Source organism: Gordonia sp. SGD-V-85 (genome assembly GCF_001456905.1).
Lineage (GTDB): Bacteria > Actinomycetota > Actinomycetes > Mycobacteriales > Mycobacteriaceae > Gordonia > Gordonia hongkongensis.
The window spans coordinates 24,743-45,274 of the sequence record NZ_LNQO01000031.1 but is presented as its reverse complement, the minus strand read 5'-3'; the positions used below and the strand labels follow the sequence as shown (position 1 = coordinate 45,274).

Here is a 20,532-nt window from a genome sequence, read left to right as displayed (position 1 = left end):
ATCGCCTTGGCGACCCTCAACTGCTCATGCGCCGTTCGCGGTGCGATGCCGGCCTTCCACGACAACCAGTGCGCCAGCGAATGAATCCCCGGCCCCCGCCACGACTCCCGCTCATCCAGTTCTGCCACCAGTTCAAGGAAGTCCGCTGTCAGCGCCGTGATCTGAGCGGCGTAACCCAGCACCCGACCCTCGAGCACCTCATCAGACAACGACGCCGGATCCGCACCGTCGAACATCGACGACACATCTCCACCGCAACGAAAAGCACCGACCCCCACCGCAACCCCCAGAATCGAGCGATAAGAACAAGAACAAGATATCGCCCGGCACCGACAGTCTTTCGGGGCTCAACCCGAGGTCGAGAGTGTTCCGCGGAGCACTCCGGGGTTACTCCATCAACCCCGCCGCGGCTGTCGCACCCCAGCTCCCACCCGGCCCCCGTCTCGGACCACGAATGTCACCGACCGGCGACAAGTCGGACGAGCGGGTACTCACGCGACGACTTCTTTTGATACTTCGCGTATCGCGGCTGCGCCTCGACCACCGTGTTCCACGCGATCTGCCGCTCAGCAGCGTCGAGGACCACCGGCGTCACCGGCACCGGAGCCTCCCCATGCCGCTCGACCGACACGCCATCGGGATGGGCGGTCAAGTTGGCGAACCAGTCCGGATTGCGCTTGCCGCCACCCGAGGCGACGACCAGCCAGTCGTCACCGTCGGGGAACCAGCTCAGCGGTGTCTCGCGCACGAGACCCGAGCGTCGACCGGTCGTGCGCAGGATGAGCATCTCCATCCCCCACATCGATCCGGACTTCTTGCGGATGCGAGCGACGGTGCGCTCGTTGGTCCTTCGCTGGTACCAGAGCGACAGTGACCGAAGTGACAGGGACATGACTTCCTCCGTTGCGGTCGGGCGATGTGCCGACAGTACGGCGTCGACGGGACCAACGGCTTCTCGATTCCTGACCGGTCCTCATCTCGACGAGAGTCACCGGATGAGTCCGGCAGCTACTCCTTCCAGGATCTGCTCCAGGATCGACGCCGAGGTGGCGAAGTTGATGCGAATGTGGTCCGCACTCGATCCCCCGAATCCCCGACCACCGTCCACGAGGACACGGCCTCGGCGCCGGATCGCATCGACGGGGTCGTCGAGCCCGAATGCCGAGACGTCCACCCAGCTCAGGTACGTGGCCTCGGGAAGGTGATGGACAACTTCGGGCAGCGTCGCCCCGAGGAAGTCGTGCACCCGCCTGCGGTTACGATCCAGCACCCGGATCAGCTCGCCGTGCCAATCCGATGCCTTCTGCCATGCCGCAACATGACCGATCACGCCGAGCACCGAAACCGTGCCGTAGAGGTCCGGCGGCTCGGCGTCCCGTCGTCGTAGGAGGTCCCGGGAGCCGTAGTGAACCACTGCGCAACGCAATCCGGCCAGATTGAAGGCCTTCCCCGCAGACGTGATCGTCACGGTTCGTGCCGCCGCGGACTCATTGATCGAGCCGAACGGAATGTGGCGGTGCGGGCGGTAGACCAATTCGGCGTGGATCTCGTCACTGATCACCAGGAGGTCGAACTGGTCGGCCAGTTCGGCGATCCGATTGAGTTCTGCACGGGTGTGCACCCGACCGGTGGGGTTGTGAGGATTGACGAGAACCAGAACCTTCGGCCGATGGAGCCGGAGCAACTGCTCGAACTCGTCGAAGTCGAGGCACCATCCCGACGATGTCCGCCGGAAGGGCACCTCGACACTCCGCAGTCGCATCGTCTCGAGGGTCGCGAGGAACGGCGGGTAGTTCGGTGTCTGGATCGCCACCGCGTCGCCGGGCGCGGTGCTCAACCGCAAGAGCAGTTGCAGCGCTTGGATGAGATCGGTCTGTTCCCGGACGTGTGCGGGGTTCACGTTCCATCCGTACTTGTCGAGCATGCGCCGCGCGAAAGCACTGCGGAGGGGTGTGCCGCTCAACCAATCGGGATACCCCAGGTCCCCCCGTGCGACGAACTCGACCAGCTCGTCGTTGATCTCCGGCGCGAGCGGGAAGTCCATATCGGCCACCCACGCCGGTATCACCCCGTCGGTGCGCACCCGCGCCCATTTGGCACCAGATCGCTGCGAGAGTCGGGTGAGCTCCAGATCGTCGAAACCCGTTCGCCCCGCCCATGTTCGATTATCCGGGGACACGATGCTCATCGCCGATCACCGGCCAGCGCGAGAAGCGCGTCCCGGGACAGCTCGATCTGCCCGTGGTGCTGGGCGAGTTCTTCCAGTACGTGCAGAAGGACCCCACACGGCGACAGCTCTCGGGCGGGTCCCTCATAGGCGCTCGGCGGGCTGTTCAGCAGCGGCGCGGTCGGATCGAAGCCCGCGAGGTCGTCGACCAGTCGGGACTGCAGTGCGGTCACCCGGCCACGTAGGTCGGCGACCGACCCCCTGGCCGTGAACTCCGCCGCGCGGTTACGCCGACTCGGCCGGTCGGCGATGAGATGCCCGATCCAATAGTCGACCACCTCGGTGCAGTGATATGCGATCGCCCACGGCGGGTTGGCCCCGGCAAGGGGCGGCGCCTCGTTGGCGTGCTCGTCACCGAGTAGCTCGAGTGCATCGAGCATTCCGTCGAAGGCACGGCGCACGAAGTACAGATACTCGTCGATGTTCATGTGATGTGGTCACGTCCTCTGCGTTGTGGTTCTGACTAGTCGATCTGCTCGAGTACGGCATTCTTGGTCTCGGGGAGCATGGTCAGGACGACGCCCGCGCCGATAGCGAAAAGCACCGCACTGGTCGTGAATACGAGTCCGGTTCCGCCGAAGCCGAGCAGTGCCGGGACGGCGAGCGGACCGAACACGGAGCCGAGGCGACCCATCGCCGTGGCTGATCCGACGCCGGTGCCTCGGCTGTTGGTGGCGAACAGCTCCGGCGTGTAGGCGAAAATGGAGGAGAACATGCCGAAGAAGAAGAACTGCAGGAAGGAGCCGGCAACGATGAGCTCGACGGTGCCCGAGCTCTGGCCGTAGAAGAAGGCGGCGATTCCGGAACCTACGGTGTATCCCGCCAGGCAGTATCGACGCCCGAGACGCTCGATGAGATAGGCGGCCGACAAGAACCCGGGAATCCCCCAGAGCCCCATGGCCAGAACGAATCCGATGCTCTTCGCGACATCCAGACCGCTGTCGGTGAGGAGCTTACCGATCCAGGTGGTCAACCCGTAGTAACCGGTCATCAGGCAGAACCACACCGCCCACACGGTCAAAGTGCGTGCTCTGTTGCGGACGTCGAGAAGCGCTCGCCACCCGCCGTGCCGGGGCCGACGTCCGGAATCGGCGTGTAGTCGGGAAGTGGTTCGGCGGTGGCCTCCCGCACCCGCTGCTCGAAGGCGCTGAGCGTTCGTTCGGCGTCCGCCTCATGGCCCCTGGCGATCTGCCACCGCGGTGACTCAGGCAAGTTCCTGCGGACGATCAACGCGATCACGGCGAGCCCGGCCTGCATGAGAAAGAAGCCCCGCCAGCCGAATTGCGAGGCGACCAGGAGATAGGAGAGCGCGCCGGCAGAGATGAATCCGAGCGGCCACGCTCCCTCCAGCAGGGCCGCATACCGGCCACGTTTCGACGACGGCATGAATTCGGCGAGAATTGCTGCAGCGACCGGGAATTCAGCCCCCATACCGATTCCCAGCACGAACCGGAAGGCCAGCATCGATTCGTACGACCAAGCGAACGAGAGGCCGACGCTGGCGAGCCCCCAGATCACGATGCTGTACTTGAAGACACGCAGGCGACCGAACCGGTCGGCCAGCGCTCCTGCACCGATGGCACCGAAGAACATCCCGGCGAAACTCGCACTCCCCAGTACGCCGGTCTGCGCCGGGCTGAGATCGAAGTGGTCGCTGATGGGTGAGAGCAAGAAGGTCATCGCCCCCAGGTCGATGGAATCAAAGAACCACGCAGTTGCGATGACCAGGAACAGGTTTCGCTGCACGGGCGACCAGGGCAGTCGCTCCAGGCGACCGGCGACTTCGGCTGGGGTGAGGGTCGTGGGCGCGGTCGTCGAGGCCGCGAGTGGTGGTTTCGTCAATGGAGTTCGATCTCTCTCGACAGAAGGAGACGGCGCAGCGGCGCACCGTAGATGACTTCCCGGGACTCCGTCACCGGCTTAACCGGTTACGGATTGCACCGAGTGTGTACCTTCGATTCGTCACCTGTCAAGGGGGTTACTCAAATTCGGATACGCGGCACTACCAGGTATTTCCGTCGTTTCAGAGCCGTCATGACGCCGTAACACGGCTGCGCGGCCACCCGCGCCCGACGACCGTCCGGGCGCAGGATCGTGCGGACCCGGCACCGGCGATGATCGACCGAGTAACGGGAGAACTTCCTCGCGGAGAGGATTCAGGTGGAGAGTTCCTTGTGGCGGCGTCGATAATCCGCCGCCTTCTTGCGATTGCCGCATTCAGCCATGCCACACCACCGCCGTGAGCCGCCGCGCGACACGTCCACGAACAACCGGGTGCAGTCAGGGTTCGAGCACTCGCGCATCTTGGCGAGGTCGGCGGACGCGAGCAACTCGATGGCGTCCCGCGCGAGCAGACTCAATCCATTACGAGTCGTCCCTGTCACTTTCGCCATTCCGTCGATGTCCAGCGTGACAGTGGGCAGAGGCGTGGCGGCAGCAGAATTGAGCACGGCAGCGGACTCGGGATCGAAGTTCCTCCTGCCGACGGACGTGTCGTCGCCGGAGCCGAGGCAACCGACCACCACGTCGTAGATCGCCTCACGAACCCGTCGGGCGTACTCGATGTCCACGGTGTCCGGATCGTCCACCAGGTCGAAGAGTCCCGCTTCGGAGAACCACCGGGACAGGTCACCGGAGTCGCCGAGGAGTTCGGTACGTATGGTTCGACGCCACAGCATCGTACCCGCGAAATCGAGGCTCGACCGCCCGCTGACGAACACAAAACCCGACACATAACCATCTTGACAGGTGACGGTGCTCGATTCAACGTATCGAGGTGTTTCCCCGCCGAGAAACAGCCGAGGCCCCGGCAACCAGAACGGTTGCCGGGGCCTCGGTTGGTCACGAAAACGCTAGAGCGCCTTGAGTTCCTCGATGACGCTGTCGACGCTCTTCTTGGCGTCGCCGAAGAGCATGCTGGTGCCGTCGGCGAAGAACAGCGGGTTCTCGATACCGGCGTAACCCGAACTCATCGACCGCTTGAGCACGATGGTCGATCGCGCCTCGTCGACGTTGAGGATCGGCATGCCGTGGATCGGGCTACTCGGATCATTGCGCGCCGCGGGGTTGGTGACGTCGTTGGCGCCGATGACGATGGCGACGTCGGTCCGGCTGAACTCGCCGTTGATGTCGTCCATCTCCTTCATCGAGTCGTACTCGACGTCGGCCTCGGCCAGCAGCACGTTCATGTGCCCGGGCATGCGACCGGCGACCGGGTGGATCGCGTACTTGACCTCGACACCCTTGGCCTCCAACAGCTTCGCCATCTCCTTGACCGCATGCTGGGCCTGCGCCACGGCCAGACCGTAACCGGGGACGACGATGACCTGGTTGGCATATGCCATCTGGATCGCGGCGTCGGCAGCCGAGGTCGCCTTGACGGTGCCGCCGGCCGCACCCGGACCGCCCGCGGCAGCAGCATCGCCACCACCGAACGAACCGAACACGATCGCGGGGATCGACCGGTTCATCGCCTTGGCCATGAGGTTGGTCAGGATCGAACCCGACGCGCCGACGATCATCCCGGCCACGATCAGCGCCGTGTTGTCCAGCGCGATACCCGCGGCCGCAGCCGACAGACCGGTCATCGCATTGAGCAGCGAGATGACGACCGGCATGTCCGCACCACCGATGGGGAACACCACGAACAGACCCATCACGCCCGCGGCGACCAGGACTCCGACCATCCACCAGACGCTCGCGCCACCACCGTTGGAGGCGTTGACACCGAGATAGATCGCCAGCCCCAGCGCCACGATCAGCAGCACGATGTTGGCGGCCTGGAACAGCTTCGCGTTGGAGACGAAGGTCTTCTCCAGCCCCTTGGGCATGATCTCCTGCAGCTTCGCGAACGCCACCAGCGAACCCCAGAACGAGACCGACCCGATGATTGCGGCGATCAGCGAACCGATCACCAGCGGCGACGCCGGTTCGACGTTGTGGAACGACGAGAACCCGGAGGTCTCGATGAACTCGGCCCACGCGATGAGCGCGACGGTGCCGCCGCCGACGCCGTTGAACAGCGCCACCAGCTGCGGCATGGCCGTCATCTTGGTCTTGAGTGCGGGCGGAATTCCCAGCGCCACACCGAGAATCAGACCGACGGCGATGAGCACCCAGTTGATCGTCGGTACGCCCTCGGTCGAGTGCCCGTCGGAGCCGACAGCTCCTTCGTTCCACACGTAAAGCAACGTTGCGGCGACGGCCAGACCCATACCGACCGCGGCGATCCAGTTGCCACGCACCGCGGTCTTCGGTCCGGTCAGACCCATCAGACCGTAGATGAACAGGGAGAACGAGACGATGTAGAGCGCGGTCACCAGGTAGCCGACGCCCTCACTCGGGGTATGCGCACCCGCCGCGAGTACCAGCTGTGACACAGAAGTCTCTGGGGAGCCGTTCACTTGGCCACCTCTTTCTTACCCTTGAACATGCCCAGCATCCGGTCGGTGACCGCGAAGCCACCGATGACGTTGAGCGTGCCGAACACCAGCGCGACGAACGCGATGATGCGCACACCCCACCCGGCGTCGGCGGGCAACTTGCCCAGCACGACCAGTGCACCGAGCACGACGATGCCGTGAATGGCGTTGGTGCCCGACATCAACGGAGTGTGCAGGGTGTTGGGGACCTTGGAGATGACGGCGAAACCGACGAACCCGGCGAGCACCAGGATCGCGAGATTCGCGAGAAGACCGGCATACATCAGGCAGACACCTCCTGCTCGGTACGGGTGACACACGCAGCCGCGACGACCTCGTCGTCGAAATCCGGTGTGATGGAGCCGTTGTCGTCGAGCATCAGCTCGATCAGCGCCAGCAGGTTCTTCGAGTACAGCTCGCTGGCGTGCTCCGGCATCGTGGCCGGCAGGTTCAGCGGAGCGGCGATGGTGACGTCGTGTTTCACGACGGTCTGACCCGGCTCGGTCAGCTCGCAATTACCGCCGGTCTCACCGGCGAGGTCGACGACGACACTGCCCGGCTTCATACCCTCGACCGCGGCCGCGGTCACCAGACGCGGAGCCGGACGACCCGGCACCAGCGCAGTGGTGATCACCACGTCGAAACCCTTGATCGCGTCTTCGAGAGCCTGCTGCTGCTGCGCGCGCTCGTCGTCGGTGAGCTCACGGGCGTACCCGCCCTCACCGGCGGCGTCGATGCCCAGATCGAGCCACTGCGCGCCGACCGAACGGACCTGCTCGGCGACCTCGGGACGCACGTCGTAACCGGTGGTCCGCGCACCCAGACGCTTGGCCGTGGCCAAGGCCTGCAGCCCGGCCACACCGACACCCAGGACCAGCACCGTCGCCGGCTTCACCGTGCCGGCCGCCGTGGTCAGCATCGGGAAGAACCGCGTCGACACATCCGCGGCCACCACGACCGACTTGTAACCTGCGACATTCGCCTGCGAACTCAGCGCGTCCATCACCTGGGCGCGCGAGATACGCGGAATGGCTTCCACCGCGTACGCCTCCACGCCTGCTTCCCGCAACGTGGCGATCTGATTGTCGGCGTTGCGCGGCGCGAGAAAGCCGATCAGCTTCTGCCCGCTCCGCAGCTTCGCGATCTCCGCATCCGACGGCGGCGACACCCTCAGGACCACATCGGACCCATATGGATCGCCGATCGTCGCACCGGCCTCGGTGTACGCCTCGTCGGGGATCAGGGCGCCGAGACCGGCCCCCGACTCCACCACGACGGGCACACCCTTGCCCACCAGCGCGGCGACGACCTTCGGGACCAGCGCCACCCGGCGCTCTCCCTCGGCCGTCTCGCGCACGACACCCACTGTCATCTATCTCACCTGTCTGGTCCGGCGCCATCGAGCAGCGCCGCGGTTCGGCGCCAGGACTCGGCGCGTCTTGTCAACGAGGTGACCCGCTTCCAGATCGTGCAGCTCCGCCATGTGTGGGCGCAGCGGACGACCTGACGCAGGTCACGAGGTGCTCGGATGGGACAGGATGGCTGTCACCCGGCTCACATAAAGGTGCGATGAACATAACATGCGCTCTCAGCGACAGCTCAGGTGAGTCAGATACCTCACTCAACCCTTGACGCTGCGGTTTTCGCTATTTCTGGACAGGTGTCTGTACAGATGTCGTCCCGCTGGCCTGCCGAGTCTTTCCGGGCTTGGGCTCCGCGTCGCCCTAGACGATGGTGTAGGTGCGGTCGTCGAGTCCGCTCGCGCCGTCGGGTGCCGGTGCCTGATAGCGCTCGATCTGCGGCTTGCCCTGCTTGTCGATCGCCCGGCACTCGAGGGTGTGGTTGCCCTTGGTCGCCTGCCAGGCGAACCGCCACTGCCGCCACGTGTCGATGCTGTACTCCGTCGTCAGCTCCGCGGGTTGCCATGGCCCCTGGTCGACGCGCACCTCGACGCGCTCGACGCCCGTGTGCTGGGCCCATGCGGTGCCGGCCACGACGACCTCCCCGGCCGGATGCTCGGTGCCATCGGCCGGACGGTCGAAGCGCGACGCCATCTTGATCGGGCCGAGCGCCGACCACCCGCGTGTCGTCCAGTAGGCCTTGGCCTCGGAGAACCGCGTGATCTCCCAGTCGATGACCCATTTGGTCGCCGAGACGTACCCGTACAGCCCCGGCACCACCTGCCGGACCGGGTATCCGTGCTCGAGGGGAAGCGGCGAGCCGTTCATCCCGACGGCGAGAAGCGCGTCGCGCCCATCGGTCACCGCCGAAATCGGTGTGCCGCAGGTCCATCCGTCCACACTCGTGGACAGCAACATGTCCGACCCGGGCTTGACCCCGGCAAGATCGAGGACCTCGCGCATCGGCACCCCCAGCCACTTGGCGTTGCCGACGAGGTCGCCACCGACCTCGTTCGACACGCAGGCGAGCGTCACGATCCGCTCGGTCATCGGCATGGCGAGCAGGTCGTCCCAGGACAGGGTCACCTCGCGGTCGACGTCCCCGTGAATCCGCAGTCGCCACTCGTCGGTCGTGAGCGTCGGAACCTGCAACGCGGTGTCGATGCGGTAGAAGTCGGCGTTGCTGGTCATGAAAGGGGTTGCACCCGAGAGCTCGAGCTGCGCACCGGCCGGGATCGGCGGCGCCTGGCTCGCCGCACGCGGCAACAGCACTCGGGCGCGGTCGGCGACGACGCCCGCAGTGTCGGCGAGCACTCGCCGGGCCACGACACCGACGACGACCGCGGCGGCCGCGATACCGCCGGCGGTGAGCACGAAGCGGCGCGAGAAACCCGACCGCACAGCCGATGTGGGCTCGTCGCCCGCGGCGTCGGGATCCGCCTCGGGGGACTCCGCCCCCTTGGGACGTAGCTGCGCGATGAGGACGCGCAGCACAACGATCCCGACGACGCCGGCGATGATCGACGGCAGTGCGTGCGTCCAACCGGCATCGGGACGGTTGAGTGCGGCCAGCATCCCGACCAACCCGAAGGCTCCGATGATCACCGAGCCGAGCGGAGGTCGTCGTCGTTCGAGGTATCCGCACGCCGCCGCGAGCACCGCGATGATGATGCCCATCCCGATGAACAAGGCGAGCTTGTCGGCAACGCCGAACGTCTCGATGGCCCACTTGCGTACGGCCTCGGGCGAATGGTCGACGACCGACGAGCCGACTGCGAAGTACGGGGAGGCGTCGGGCGAGATCGGGACGGCGGCCAGTTCGCCCGCGGCGAGGGCCGCGCCGACGGCGACCACGCCGGCCAGCGCGGGAGCCGGCGAGGATGCGTGACGCGTGGTGATCGAGGCCATATCCCTTGGTACCGGAGAACCCTGTGAATATGCCGTGCGCCGGATGGTCCGAGACCGTGCGGTGACCACCGACGGCACCCCGTCGACGAATCGTTATCAAGACTAGAACAGGTTCTAGTTTGTCCGCTAATCTGAGCGGTATGGCTACCAGCACCGAGATCCCCGAGACCGTCGCACTTGATTCGGTGAGTGAGTTCTCCGACGAGGTCGACGTCGTCGTGATCGGATTCGGCATCGCCGGCGGATGCGCCGCCGCCGAGGCCGCTGCCAACGGCGCGCGTGTGCTGTTGCTCGAGCGCGCCGCCGCGCCCGGCGGCACCACCTCGCTCTCCGGTGGATTCTTCTACCTCGGCGGCGGGACCGCAGTACAGCAGGCCACGGGCCAGGACGACTCCGTCGAAGAGATGGAGAAGTACCTCACCGCCGTGTCGATCGAACCCGAGGCCGACAAGATCCACGCCTACTGCGTCGACAGCGTCGACCACTTCAACTGGCTCGAAGGACTCGGCTTCACCTTCGAGCGCAGCTTCTATCCGGAGAAGGCCGTGATCCAGCCCGGTACCGAGGGACTGATGTTCACCGGCAACGAGAAGGTCTGGCCGTTCAAGAACCAGGCCGTCCCCGCGCCACGCGGGCACAAGGTCCCGGTACCCGGGGAGACCGGGGGCGCGAAGCTGGTCATCGATCTGCTCGTCACCCGTCTCAACGAGCTGGGTGCCGAGGTCCGGTATGAGACCGGCGCCCGCCAGTTGGTCGTCGACGAGCAGGGTGCGGTCGTCGGCGTGACGTGGAAGACGCCCGACGCCGAGGGCGTCATCCGCGCGGACTCGGTGATCATCGCCGCCGGCGGTTTCGTGATGAACCCCGACATGGTCGCCGAACACACCCCGCATCTCGCCGAGAAGCCGTTCGTGCTCGGCAACACCTACGACGACGGCCTCGGCCTGCGCATGGGCCGATCGGTCGGCGCCGCACTGAAATACATGGACAAGGCGTTCATCACCGCGCCGATCTACCCGCCCGCAAGCATGGTCATGGGCGTCATCGTGAACAAATTCGGCGAGCGGTTCGTCACCGAGGACTCCTACCATGCGCGGACATCGGGATTCGTTCTCGAGCAACCTGATTCGGTGGCTTACCTCATCGTCAACGAGTCGCACATGAACGAGAAGCAGAACTACCTGGTCCCGTTGATCGACGGCTGGGAGACCATCGAGGAGATGGAGCGGGACCTCGGCATCCCCGAGGGCAAGCTGCAGGCGACCATGGCCCGCTACAACGAGAACGCAGCGAAGAAGGAAGACCCCGACTTCCACAAGGCACCCGAGTTCCTCGAGCCCCAGGACACCGGACCGTGGGCGGCATACGACCTGTCGCTCGGCAAGGCCATGTACGCCGGGTTCACCATGGGCGGTATGGCGACGTCGTTGGACGGCGAGGTGCTCGACGAGTCGGGCACCGTCATCCGCGGGCTCTACGCCGCCGGGGCCAGTGCCACCAACATCGCGCAGGACTGCAAGGGATACTGCAGCGGAACGCAATTGGGCGAGGGCTCCTACTTCGGCCGGCGCGCCGGGCGGCACGCGGCCGCACGGGTCGCCACCAGCGCCTGACGGTCGGGCACCCGATCGAAAACCGCCCGCCGGCGAACCATAGACGACGAGGAGTCGTCGGCGTAGCCGGCGAGGGCGGTTTCCTATCAGCGCCGCGGCGTGAACCCGCGGAGTCGCAGGCTGTTGCCGACGACGAACACCGACGAGAGCGCCATGGCCGCGCCGGCGATCATGGGATTCAGCATCCCGGCGGCGGCGAGAGGAATGGCCGCGACGTTGTACCCGAAGGCCCAGAACAGGTTTCCCTTGATGGTGCCGAGGGTTCGACGCGCCAGAGCAATGGCATCGGCCACCGCGCGCAGGTCACCGCTCACGATCGTCAGATCGCTGGCGGCCATCGCGACGTCGGTGCCGGTACCCATCGCGAGGCCGAGATCCGCCTGCGCAAGCGCCGCGGCGTCGTTGATCCCGTCCCCGACCATCGCCACCACGTGGCCCTGCTCCTGCAGTTCGGCGATCACCTCGAGCTTCCGCTTCGGACTGACCCCGGCGGTGACGTCGTCGATTCCGACACTCGAGGCCACGGCCCGGGCGGCGCCCTCATTGTCGCCGGTGAGCAACATCGGAATCAGACCCAGTCGCCGGAACTCGGCGATCGCCGCGGCCGACGAGGGTTTGACCTGGTCCGCCACCACGAGAACCGCGACGGGAACAGGTTGTCGGGCAGGCTCTTCGGAGGAATCCTCGGCGATCAGGACGACGACCGCGGTTGCGCCGTCGGATTCCGCGACGACCACCGCATCGTCGAGCGGCGGTGGCAGGGGCGCGTCGATCGTGTTCGGCGACACCACTGTCACGAACCGGTCGCCGACGATCCCGGCGACACCGGCGCCCTGCGTGGACACGAAATCACGGACGCGGGAGTCGATGTGGTCGCGTCCCGCGTCGACGATGGCCGCCGCGATCGGGTGTTCCGATCCCGACTCCACCGATGCCGCCCAGCCCAGGACCTGTTCGCGCGCATAGCCGTCGGCCACGGTGATCCCGGACAGCGACATCTCACCCGTCGTCACGGTGCCGGTCTTGTCCAGCACGATCGTGTCGACGCGTCGCGTCGATTCCAACACCTCCGGGCCCTTCAGCAGGATGCCCAGCTGTGCCCCTCGCCCGGTACCGACCATCAGGGCCGTCGGAGTGGCGAGTCCGAGCGCGCACGGGCACGCGATGATGAGGACCGCGACGGCGGCGGTGAACGCGAAGGTCACATCGCCACCGGCGAAGTCGGTCGTGGACGCCACGCCAAGCCAGAAGCCCAGGGTCGCAAGCGAGATCGCGATCACGATCGGGACGAACACCGACGAGATCCGGTCGGCCAGTCGCTGGACGTCGGCCTTGCCCTCTTGCGCCGCCGTCACCATGCGGGCCATCTGGGCGAGCGCGGTGTCGGAACCGACAGCGGTCGCACGCACGACGAGCAGACCGCTGGTGTTGACGGTCGCGCCGACCACCGAGTCGCCGGAGGTGACCTCGACCGGCACCGACTCACCGGAGACCATCGACGCGTCGACCGCCGACGCACCGTCGACGACGACTCCGTCGGTGGCGATCTTCTCACCGGGCCGGACCACGAACTCGTCGCCGACCGCCAGCTGCGCGATGGGGATTCGGGACTCGGCGCCGTCGGACCTTCGGACGACGACGTCCTTGGCCCCGAGGTCCATCAGCGCGGCGAGTGCGTCACCGGCCCGCCGCTTGGCGCGCTTCTCGAAATAGCGGCCGGCCAGCAGGAAGGTCGTGACTCCGGCCGCGGCCTCGAGGTAGATGTGCGACGATCCGTCGGTCCGCTGGGGCAGCAGGTCGAATCCGTGGGTGAGCCCGGGCGTGCCCGCGGTGCCGAGGAACAGCGCGTACAGCGACCATCCGAACGCCGCGAGGGTGCCGACGGACACGAGGGTGTCCATCGTCGTGGCGCCGTGGCGCAGGTTGATCCACGCTGCGCGGTGGAACGGGTAGGCCCCCCACACGACGACCGGCGCGGCGAGCGTCAGGGACAACCACTGCCAGTACGTGAACTGCAGCGCCGGGATCATCGCAAGCGCGATCACCGGCACCGAGAGAATCGCGGAGACGATCAGGCGCTGCCGCAGACCGTCCAATTCGGGATCGCCGGACCCCGCATCTGGGTTCTCCGGAGCGTCCGCCGACGAATCGGTCAGGATCGGCGACGCGTCGTAGCCGGCCGCGCGGACCACCTCGACGAGGTCGCCGGCCGACAGACCCGCAGGTACCTCGACGTGGGCACGTTCGGTCGCGTAGTTCACCGACGCGGTCACACCGTCGATCTTGTTGAGCTTGCGCTCGATACGGTTGGCGCAGGACGCGCAGGTCATGCCGGAGATGTCGAGGTCGACCAGTTGTCCGGTGCTCGCGGTCATGGGTGACCACCTTCATGCGGGTCGGATGTCGGTTCGCCGGTGACGACGCCGTGTGACGGTGCGTCGTGAGTCACCGGCTCCACGTCGGGGCCCCACGCACGCCCGACGCCGAACGCGATCACGAAGACCGCGATCAGCGCGACGACGTAGGCCAGGGGCCCGGTGACAACGGATCTCATGGTCAGACCAGCGCGTAGCCGGCTTCGGTGACGGCGGCCGCGACCTCGTCTCGACCGAGTTCACGGTCGGCCGCGACCCGCACCGAGCCGTCGTCGACGGTGACCTCGACACTGGTCACGCCCGGCAGCGCCTCGATCTCCTCGCGAACGGACGCGGCACAGTGGCCGCAGGTCATGCCGGTGACGGTGTAGGTGCTGGTGGTGCTCATGCGGATACTCCTCGGATCGTCGAAGTCAACGGGGTTGGATCAGGAAGGACGGTCAGGACTTGACCAGGCGGGTGATCGCGGCCATGGCCTCGTCGACCTTGGCCTTGCCGGCCTCGTCGCTCTCCTGCGCGGCATGCACGACGCAGTGGGCCATGTGCTCTTCGAGGAGGCCGAGGCTGACCGCTTGCAGCGCCTTGGTCATCGCAGACACCTGCGTCAGGATGTCGATGCAGTAGGTGTCTTCCTCCACCATCCGCTGCAGACCGCGCGCCTGACCTTCGATGCGCTTCAGGCGGCGCAGATAGTCATCCTTCCGGCCGATGTAGCCGTGCTGGTGCTCGTCCATGATCTCTCCCGTCCGAATACCCCTCAAGGGTATGCCCGACCAGGTATACCACCGCCGAACCCGAAACGGTACCCCCCTACCGTATGCGCCGGCGGAAAAGGAAACGTGCGCGCGTCACCCTCCGCCCCCTGAGGAGCGAGCTTGCGAGCGTCACCCTCCGCCCCCTGAGGAGCGAGCTTGCGAGCGTCACGAAGGGTCCTGGCGAGACGGGGGCAGACCCTTCGTGACGCGCCCTCCGCAAGCTCCGGGCGCTCCTCAGGGAGCGGTGGGTTGGCCGCGCCTCCGCAAGCTCCGGGCGCTCCTCAGAAAGCGGTGTTGTGAGAACCAGCGGTTTCGTGGTTTTTCGGATGCCCCTACGAGCGGAGTGCTGCAGCCAGTTTGGCCAGGGCGGCGGCGACCTCGTCGAGCGCGTCCCCGATGGCGGCAACACGCGCCGCGTCGAATCCCGGAGCGGTGGAGTCGGGCACGGGCACGGCCGGGACGTTCCGCGGCGCGATGCCCTTCGTCTCCGAATTCGGGACACGGACGGACGGGCCGGCCTGGCCGCTGCCTGCCTGTCCGTCGAACGATCTGCCGGGGTCTGGCGCCGGCGAGTAGGCGACGTCGTAGCCGTCGGTCCGGTGGCGTCGGCCGTGGTAGTCCTCGGCGGCCAGCGGCTCGGCATTGGTCGACCGGCGTCCGCCGCGGTACTCACCCGGTTCGGGCTCGGCCGCCGGGGGTTGCGTCGGCAGGGCAGCCGGGTGCGAGTCGGGCAGGCGGTGCGAACCCATCCGTGACGAACCCATCTGTGACGAACCCATCTGCGGCGGCGGCTGACGCAGTGGGTCGACGGCGTGATCAGGCGCGACGGTCTGCGGGTTGGAAGCGCTCGCGCCGGTCATCACCGACGGTGCGTGGCCGTTGCTGCGCGCATAGAAGTGCGGGCCGCCGTGCCCGGCGAAGAACACGCATCCGGCACCCTCTGGGGACGGAACCGGGCACGGATTGCGTTCGATGAGCGACTGCGCGCGGTCGTCGAAGTCGTTCCATTCGAGCCACAGCCGGCGGTCGTGCCGTGGGTGAGTACTCGCGTCGGTGGCGTGATTGCCCCGATGGCCGATCGCCAGACGGCATTGCAGCAACCAATCGGAGTCACCCGACAGCCCCAGCGCCGCGCGTTCGGTCGGCCGGCACACCACCGTCGACCAACAGCCTTCGCCGTTCATACGGACTCCCCTTCATGCCTTGCATCGCCGCGAGATCTTCGCGCGACCACACCCGTGTGGCGCGCACGGTCGTCTTCTCGTACCCGTCGGCTTCCTGCCGCCCGGTGGCAAGCCCCCCGGCATGCGCTTCTGCGGTGGCCCTCCCCCGGTGGCCACGGTGCGGTGAAGATCCCGCGGGTCAGTGTACGAAGCGGGCCGGTCCGGTGCCACCCTCTTGGCCCCGCGCGTCCGAACCGAGGAACGCGAGGATCCTCGCGTTCACCTCGTCCGGCTGGTCGAGGTGCAGGAAATGGCCCGCCCCGGCGACGACCGCGGCCGCACTGCCCGCCGGCAACACCTCGCGGACCGCGTCCGCAAGACGCGACTGCATGCACCCGTCGTCTGCACCATGCAAATACAGTGTGGGAGAACGTGATTCGCCCAGCCAGTCGTTCCGCAACGCGGCGTACCGAGGATGGGTCCGCGGCCGGCGAAGTGCGCGGTAGTACCCGAGCGCGGCTGTCCGATGGGCACGTGTGGGCAGCGCCGCGAGCGCGTGGTCGACGTCCAGTCGGTGGTCGGGCCGGACAGGGGTCGCCGCCGAATCCAGCCGCCAGCGGCGCCACAGGAGCGGGATGAGGCGGTCGAGAGTCCGTTCGGGCAACCACGGCAGCTGATTGAACGCGATGTACCAGCTCATCACCGCCTGACGCGCGAGCGTCTTGACGCCGTCGACCCCACTTCCGATCGAGCGCCGGACCGCCGGAACCGGCGGGACCGACATCGAGACCACCCGCGCGTACGGATTGTCGTCGCGGTGCGCCACCGCGTTCGCCGTCATCGCGCCCCAGTCGTGCCCGATCAGGACGGCGTCGGCGCCGGCTCCGACCGCGCGATGAACCGCCAGCGCATCGTAGGCCAGCGCCGCAACGTGAAAGTCGTTGTCCTCCGGTATCTCCGACGGTGCGTAACCGCGTGTGAACGGGGCGACCACGCGGTACCCGGCGCCGGCGAGTTCGGGCCCGAGATGCCGCCACGTCCATGCCGAGTCGGGAAATCCGTGCAGGCACACGGCCACCGGACCGGCCGCGGGACCCCACGCGAGCGCATGCAGGGTGATGTGTCCGAGCTCGAGGGTGATTCGTTCCGGGTCCCCGAGAACAGGGGCGCGGGAATCCGGGCCGTCGCGATCGGGGGCGCCCTGGGGCCCCGAACCGTCTGCGGAGATCTGGGTCATCGGGGTCAATCTATCTCCCACGGCACCCCGGAGGCGTCGACTTGACCGGCCCGCTCAGCCGGGTAGGCCCACGGGACGGGCCTCCCGCAATTCGCCGTCGACGATCCGGAACACCCGCGACTCCGCCACATCGGCGGTCAACGGGTAATCCGTGCGGACATGCGCTCCGCGGGATTCGGTGCGCGCGGCAGCGGCGGCGACGACCGCGGACGCGGTGAGCGTGAGTGCCGCGTCCTCGATGTCGCGTACCGAGTCGGCCGTCCGACGCGGCGCGGCGGCGAGCGTCGCGGCGACTTCGGCGAGACCGGCAGCCGACCGTCGTAGCGCGACATGACGCGTCATCATGTTCTGGAGCTGTTCGCGGTCCAGGACGGGGACCGGCTGCTCGGCCTTCAGTTCGGCGCATTCGGGGACCGGGATCTCGCGACGCGCGACTGCCACGGCGGCCGCGCGACGGCCCATCACCAGGCCTTCCAGCAGGCTGTTCGATGCCAGCCGATTGGCGCCGTGCAGCCCGGTGCGCGCGACTTCGCCGGCCGCGAGCAACCCATCGACCGCGGTGCGGGACGACTCGTCGGTCACGACCCCGCCGCACAGATAGTGCGCGCCGGGGACGACCGGGATCCGTCCGGACGCGGGGTCGAGGCCGGCCGCGCGGACACCGGCGGTCACCGTCGGGAAGCGGGCCTCGAAGTCGCCGACGTCGGCGATGTCGAGATACACGCACGGGTGCCCGGTGAGCTCGATCGCGGTCTGCACCGCGTCGGCCACCACGTCGCGGGGAGCGAGATCGCCCATCGGGTGGACGCCCGCGGTGACCGACCGGCCGTCGACGTCGATGAGCCGTCCGCCCTCGCCGCGCACCGCCTCGCTGATGAGGGTCCGCCGACCCCGCGCGCCCGCGGTGTAGAGCATCGTCGGGTGGAACTGGATGAACTCGAGATCGGACACCTGCGCCCCGGCGCGCAGTGCCAGCGCGATGCCGTCGCAGGTGGCGCCCGCCGGATTCGTGGTGGCGGCGTAGAGGTGCCCCGCCCCGCCGGTCGCGAGGAGCACGGTCGGGGCGAGGACCGACGTGGGACGGCCGTCGCGCAGGCACGCGACACCGACTGCCCGGCCGTCGTCGAGGTGGATCGCGGTGGCGATCGTGTCGTCGAGGAACCGGATCGGCGGCACGTCTCCGCCGGCGGTCTGCCGGACGGCCTCGTGCAGCGCGCGCTGGATCGCGGCCCCGGTCGCGTCGCCGCCGGCGTGGATGATGCGCCGGCGGGTGTGGCCGCCCTCACGGGTGCGCAGGAGCAGACCGTCGGTGTCCCGGTCGAATTCGGCACCCCAGCCGATGAGGGCCGACACCGAGTCCCAGCCGTCGGCGAGGATGGGGCCCGACGCCGCGGCATCGGTGAGACCGCCGCCGGCGGCGACTGTGTCGGCGAGGTGGCGGTCCACGGAATCGGCGTTGTCCGAGCTTCCCGTCTCCGCGCCGGGCATCACGACCGCGACACCACCCTGCGCGTAGAACGTGGACGTGGGTTGCTCCGCGTTCGCGACGTCCCAGCCCGGCCCCTTGTTGAGCACGACGACCCGGAGCCCCTCGTGGGCGGCCCAGAGCGCCGCCGTCAGTCCGGCGATTCCGGCACCCGCCACCACGAGGTCGGCGCGGACCGTCTCCTCGGTCCCGGTCAGTCCGCGAGTCAACCCGCTCATGTCAACCGCCTCTCGCCGCGGCTCAGGGTGCCGCCGGCCCTCCGGGCAACACCCCGGATGTGTTTTCGATTCCCAGTCGAAAACCCTACCCTGCGGGTGCGCCACCCGAAATGCTCGGCGGCCCGCCGGCTCCGATGTTTGATCGTCTCCGGCCCCGATGTTTGAGCGCCTCCGGCAAGGGCAAACCCGGTCAGCATGAAAACCCTCTGGTTCGACCCCGCAGGTGAGGCAGCCCCCGAGTACCTGCCCGATGTCCGCCCGGAGACGATGCCCATCGACGTCGTCGACAGATTCGACCAGGTCATCGTCGGAGGTGGCATCACCGGTCTGACGACCGGCCTGCTGCTGGCCCGCGCGGGCCAGTCGGTCGCGGTCCTCGAAGCCCGGCACATGGGTGCCGCGGCGACCGGCCACACCACCGGCAAGCTCTCGCTGCTCCAGGGCACTCGACTGTCGTCGATCGCGAGCCGCCACGGCCACTCGGCCGTACAGGACTACGTCGACGCCAACCGCGAGGGACAGGCCTGGTTGCGCCACTATCTCGAACTCCGCGGCCTGCAGGTCGACGAACGCGCTGCCCTCACCTTCGCCGCCACCGCGTCCGGCGCGAAGTCGGTGGAGAAGGAGTTCGAGGCCTGCCGCGCTCATGACCTGCCCGTCGAACACGTCGACTGCCCCGAGTTGCCCTTCGACGTCCGCACCGCCATTCGCCTCGACGGTCAGGCCCAGATCGACCCGATGGTCGTGCTCCGCGCCCTGGCCGACGACCTGCGCGCACACGGCGGCCACTTCTACGAGGGCGTCCGCGTGCAGGGTCTCCGCCACGGCTCCCCGAACGTCCTCTCGACCGATGCCGGTGACGTCCGCGCCGACTCGGTGGTCATCGCAACCGGACAGCCCTTCCTCGACCGCGGCGGCTACTTCGCCCGGGTCCATCCCCAGCGGTCCTACGCCGCGGCGTTCACCGTCGACGGGGACATCCCCCGCGAGATGTACCTTGGCTCCGACAACCCGTCGGTCTCTCTGCGGACGGTCTCCCGGCCGGGCTACGACCGCGAACTGCTCATGGTCGGTGGCTTCGGACACGAGGTGGGCCGGACGAAGTCCGAGCGACAGCATGTCCTCGACCTGATCAGCTGGACCCAGAAGCACTTCCCCTCGGCACAGATGGTCGCGCGCTGGTCGGCTCAGGACTACACGACGATCGACGAATTGCCCTATGTCGGACCGATTCTGCCGGGCGTCGACTCGGTGCAGGTGGCGACCGGGTTCGCCAAGTGGGGTCTGACAAACGGCGTCGCCGCGGCGCTCGCGATGACGGGACGCATCCTCGGTTCCGAACCACAGTGGTCGACGACCCTGCGCCCGTGGCGCACGACCGAGATCAGCCGCCCCGGCTCGCTGGCCTCGGCGGTGTCGGCCAACGCGCAGGTCGCGGGATACATGGCCGCCGGTTACCTGTCGCTGCTGAAGCCTACCGACGGCGCACCCGAGGAAGGCGACGGCAGCGTCGGGCGTTCCGGCGTGAAGCCCGAGGGCGTGTGCACCGTGCAGGGCCAGACGCGGTCCGTCGCGCCGCTGTGCACGCACCTCTACGGCGTGCTGCGATGGAACGACGCCGAACAGTCCTGGGACTGCCCGCTGCACGGTTCGCGATTCAGCCACACCGGCGAGGTCCTCGAAGGTCCGGCCACCCGGAACCTGGCCTCGCACAACGACTGAGCGGGAC

19 protein-coding genes and 1 pseudogene are annotated in these 20,532 nt (G+C 67.7%); 2 read left to right on the top strand and 18 right to left on the bottom strand.

The features are described 5' to 3' along the window. From AS181_RS23250 to AS181_RS23205, 11 genes and pseudogenes are all read right to left on the bottom strand, one after another. Positions 1-236, bottom strand: a pseudogene (locus AS181_RS23250) (DUF222 domain-containing protein); the annotation flags it as partial. Between the two features lie 221 nt (positions 237-457). Continuing rightward, on the bottom strand, positions 458-892 hold the full coding sequence (locus AS181_RS23245; protein WP_058253811.1) for a nitroreductase family deazaflavin-dependent oxidoreductase: 435 nt from the start codon (positions 890-892) through the stop codon (positions 458-460). Positions 893-988: 96 nt separating this feature from the next. Further along, positions 989-2,188: a MalY/PatB family protein gene (locus AS181_RS23240; protein ID WP_058253810.1), complete on the bottom strand. Its 1,200-nt coding sequence runs from the start codon at positions 2,186-2,188 to the stop codon at positions 989-991. After that, entirely contained in the window at positions 2,185-2,655 is a 471-nt protein-coding gene (locus tag AS181_RS23235; RefSeq protein ID WP_058253809.1) for a DinB family protein, read from the bottom strand. Before AS181_RS23235 ends, AS181_RS23240 begins: the two co-directional genes overlap by 4 nt. Before the next feature lie 35 nt (positions 2,656-2,690). Beyond that, complete coding sequence (locus AS181_RS25680) at positions 2,691-3,242, bottom strand: MFS transporter (RefSeq protein WP_254661964.1); 552 nt, start codon at positions 3,240-3,242, stop codon at positions 2,691-2,693. A 2-nt stretch (positions 3,243-3,244) separates the two neighbouring features. Further along, complete coding sequence (locus AS181_RS25675) at positions 3,245-4,069, bottom strand: MFS transporter (protein ID WP_254661963.1); 825 nt, start codon at positions 4,067-4,069, stop codon at positions 3,245-3,247. A gap of 314 nt (positions 4,070-4,383) precedes the next feature. After that, positions 4,384-4,959, bottom strand: coding sequence for a CGNR zinc finger domain-containing protein (locus AS181_RS23225; protein WP_058253808.1), 576 nt, complete (start codon positions 4,957-4,959; stop codon positions 4,384-4,386). A gap of 120 nt (positions 4,960-5,079) precedes the next feature. After that, on the bottom strand, positions 5,080-6,606 hold the full coding sequence (locus tag AS181_RS23220; RefSeq protein WP_058253807.1) for an NAD(P)(+) transhydrogenase (Re/Si-specific) subunit beta: 1,527 nt from the start codon (positions 6,604-6,606) through the stop codon (positions 5,080-5,082). Positions 6,607-6,626: 20 nt separating this feature from the next. Continuing rightward, positions 6,627-6,932 (bottom strand): NAD(P) transhydrogenase subunit alpha, encoded by a 306-nt coding sequence (locus AS181_RS23215; protein ID WP_058253806.1) that lies wholly within the window; start codon positions 6,930-6,932, stop codon positions 6,627-6,629. Continuing rightward, complete coding sequence (locus AS181_RS23210; RefSeq protein WP_058253805.1) at positions 6,932-8,020, bottom strand: Re/Si-specific NAD(P)(+) transhydrogenase subunit alpha; 1,089 nt, start codon at positions 8,018-8,020, stop codon at positions 6,932-6,934. The genes AS181_RS23215 and AS181_RS23210 overlap by 1 nt, the downstream gene beginning before the upstream one ends. Before the next feature lie 352 nt (positions 8,021-8,372). Further along, positions 8,373-9,956, bottom strand: coding sequence for a molybdopterin-dependent oxidoreductase (locus AS181_RS23205; protein WP_058253804.1), 1,584 nt, complete (start codon positions 9,954-9,956; stop codon positions 8,373-8,375). A 140-nt stretch (positions 9,957-10,096) separates the two neighbouring features. On the opposite strand from AS181_RS23205, the gene AS181_RS23200 reads away from it, so the two are divergent. Beyond that, positions 10,097-11,569 (top strand): FAD-binding protein, encoded by a 1,473-nt coding sequence (locus AS181_RS23200; RefSeq protein ID WP_058253803.1) that lies wholly within the window; start codon positions 10,097-10,099, stop codon positions 11,567-11,569. Positions 11,570-11,655: 86 nt separating this feature from the next. On the opposite strand, the gene AS181_RS23195 is transcribed toward AS181_RS23200, so the two are convergent. The 7 genes from AS181_RS23195 to nadB all read right to left on the bottom strand — a co-directional run bounded on the left by AS181_RS23195 (position 11,656) and on the right by nadB (position 18,803). Continuing rightward, positions 11,656-13,944, bottom strand: a complete 2,289-nt coding sequence (locus AS181_RS23195; RefSeq protein WP_058253802.1) for a heavy metal translocating P-type ATPase — start codon at positions 13,942-13,944, stop codon at positions 11,656-11,658. Then, positions 13,941-14,123: a hypothetical protein gene (locus tag AS181_RS23190; protein WP_058253801.1), complete on the bottom strand. Its 183-nt coding sequence runs from the start codon at positions 14,121-14,123 to the stop codon at positions 13,941-13,943. The genes AS181_RS23195 and AS181_RS23190 overlap by 4 nt, the downstream gene beginning before the upstream one ends. Positions 14,124-14,125: 2 nt before the next feature. Then, positions 14,126-14,332, bottom strand: a complete 207-nt coding sequence (locus AS181_RS23185; RefSeq protein WP_010843166.1) for a heavy-metal-associated domain-containing protein — start codon at positions 14,330-14,332, stop codon at positions 14,126-14,128. Between the two features lie 52 nt (positions 14,333-14,384). Next, the gene (locus AS181_RS23180) at positions 14,385-14,678 is read right to left on the bottom strand and encodes a metal-sensitive transcriptional regulator (protein WP_004020389.1); all 294 of its coding nucleotides are present in this window, start codon (positions 14,676-14,678) and stop codon (positions 14,385-14,387) included. 353 nt (positions 14,679-15,031) lie between these two features. Beyond that, a complete protein-coding gene (locus AS181_RS23175; RefSeq protein ID WP_058253800.1) occupies positions 15,032-15,883 on the bottom strand; it encodes a hypothetical protein in 852 nt (283 codons plus the stop codon). 178 nt (positions 15,884-16,061) lie between these two features. After that, positions 16,062-17,099 (bottom strand): alpha/beta hydrolase, encoded by a 1,038-nt coding sequence (locus AS181_RS23170; RefSeq protein WP_058253799.1) that lies wholly within the window; start codon positions 17,097-17,099, stop codon positions 16,062-16,064. A gap of 54 nt (positions 17,100-17,153) precedes the next feature. Continuing rightward, positions 17,154-18,803 carry an L-aspartate oxidase gene (nadB, locus tag AS181_RS23165; protein WP_058253798.1) on the bottom strand — a complete coding sequence of 550 codons (1,650 nt, stop codon included), beginning with the start codon at positions 18,801-18,803 and terminating at the stop codon, positions 17,154-17,156. A gap of 195 nt (positions 18,804-18,998) precedes the next feature. On the opposite strand from nadB, the gene AS181_RS23160 reads away from it, so the two are divergent. Then, positions 18,999-20,525, top strand: a complete 1,527-nt coding sequence (locus AS181_RS23160) for an FAD-dependent oxidoreductase (RefSeq protein ID WP_058253797.1) — start codon at positions 18,999-19,001, stop codon at positions 20,523-20,525. The last annotated feature ends 7 nt before the right edge of the window (positions 20,526-20,532 follow it).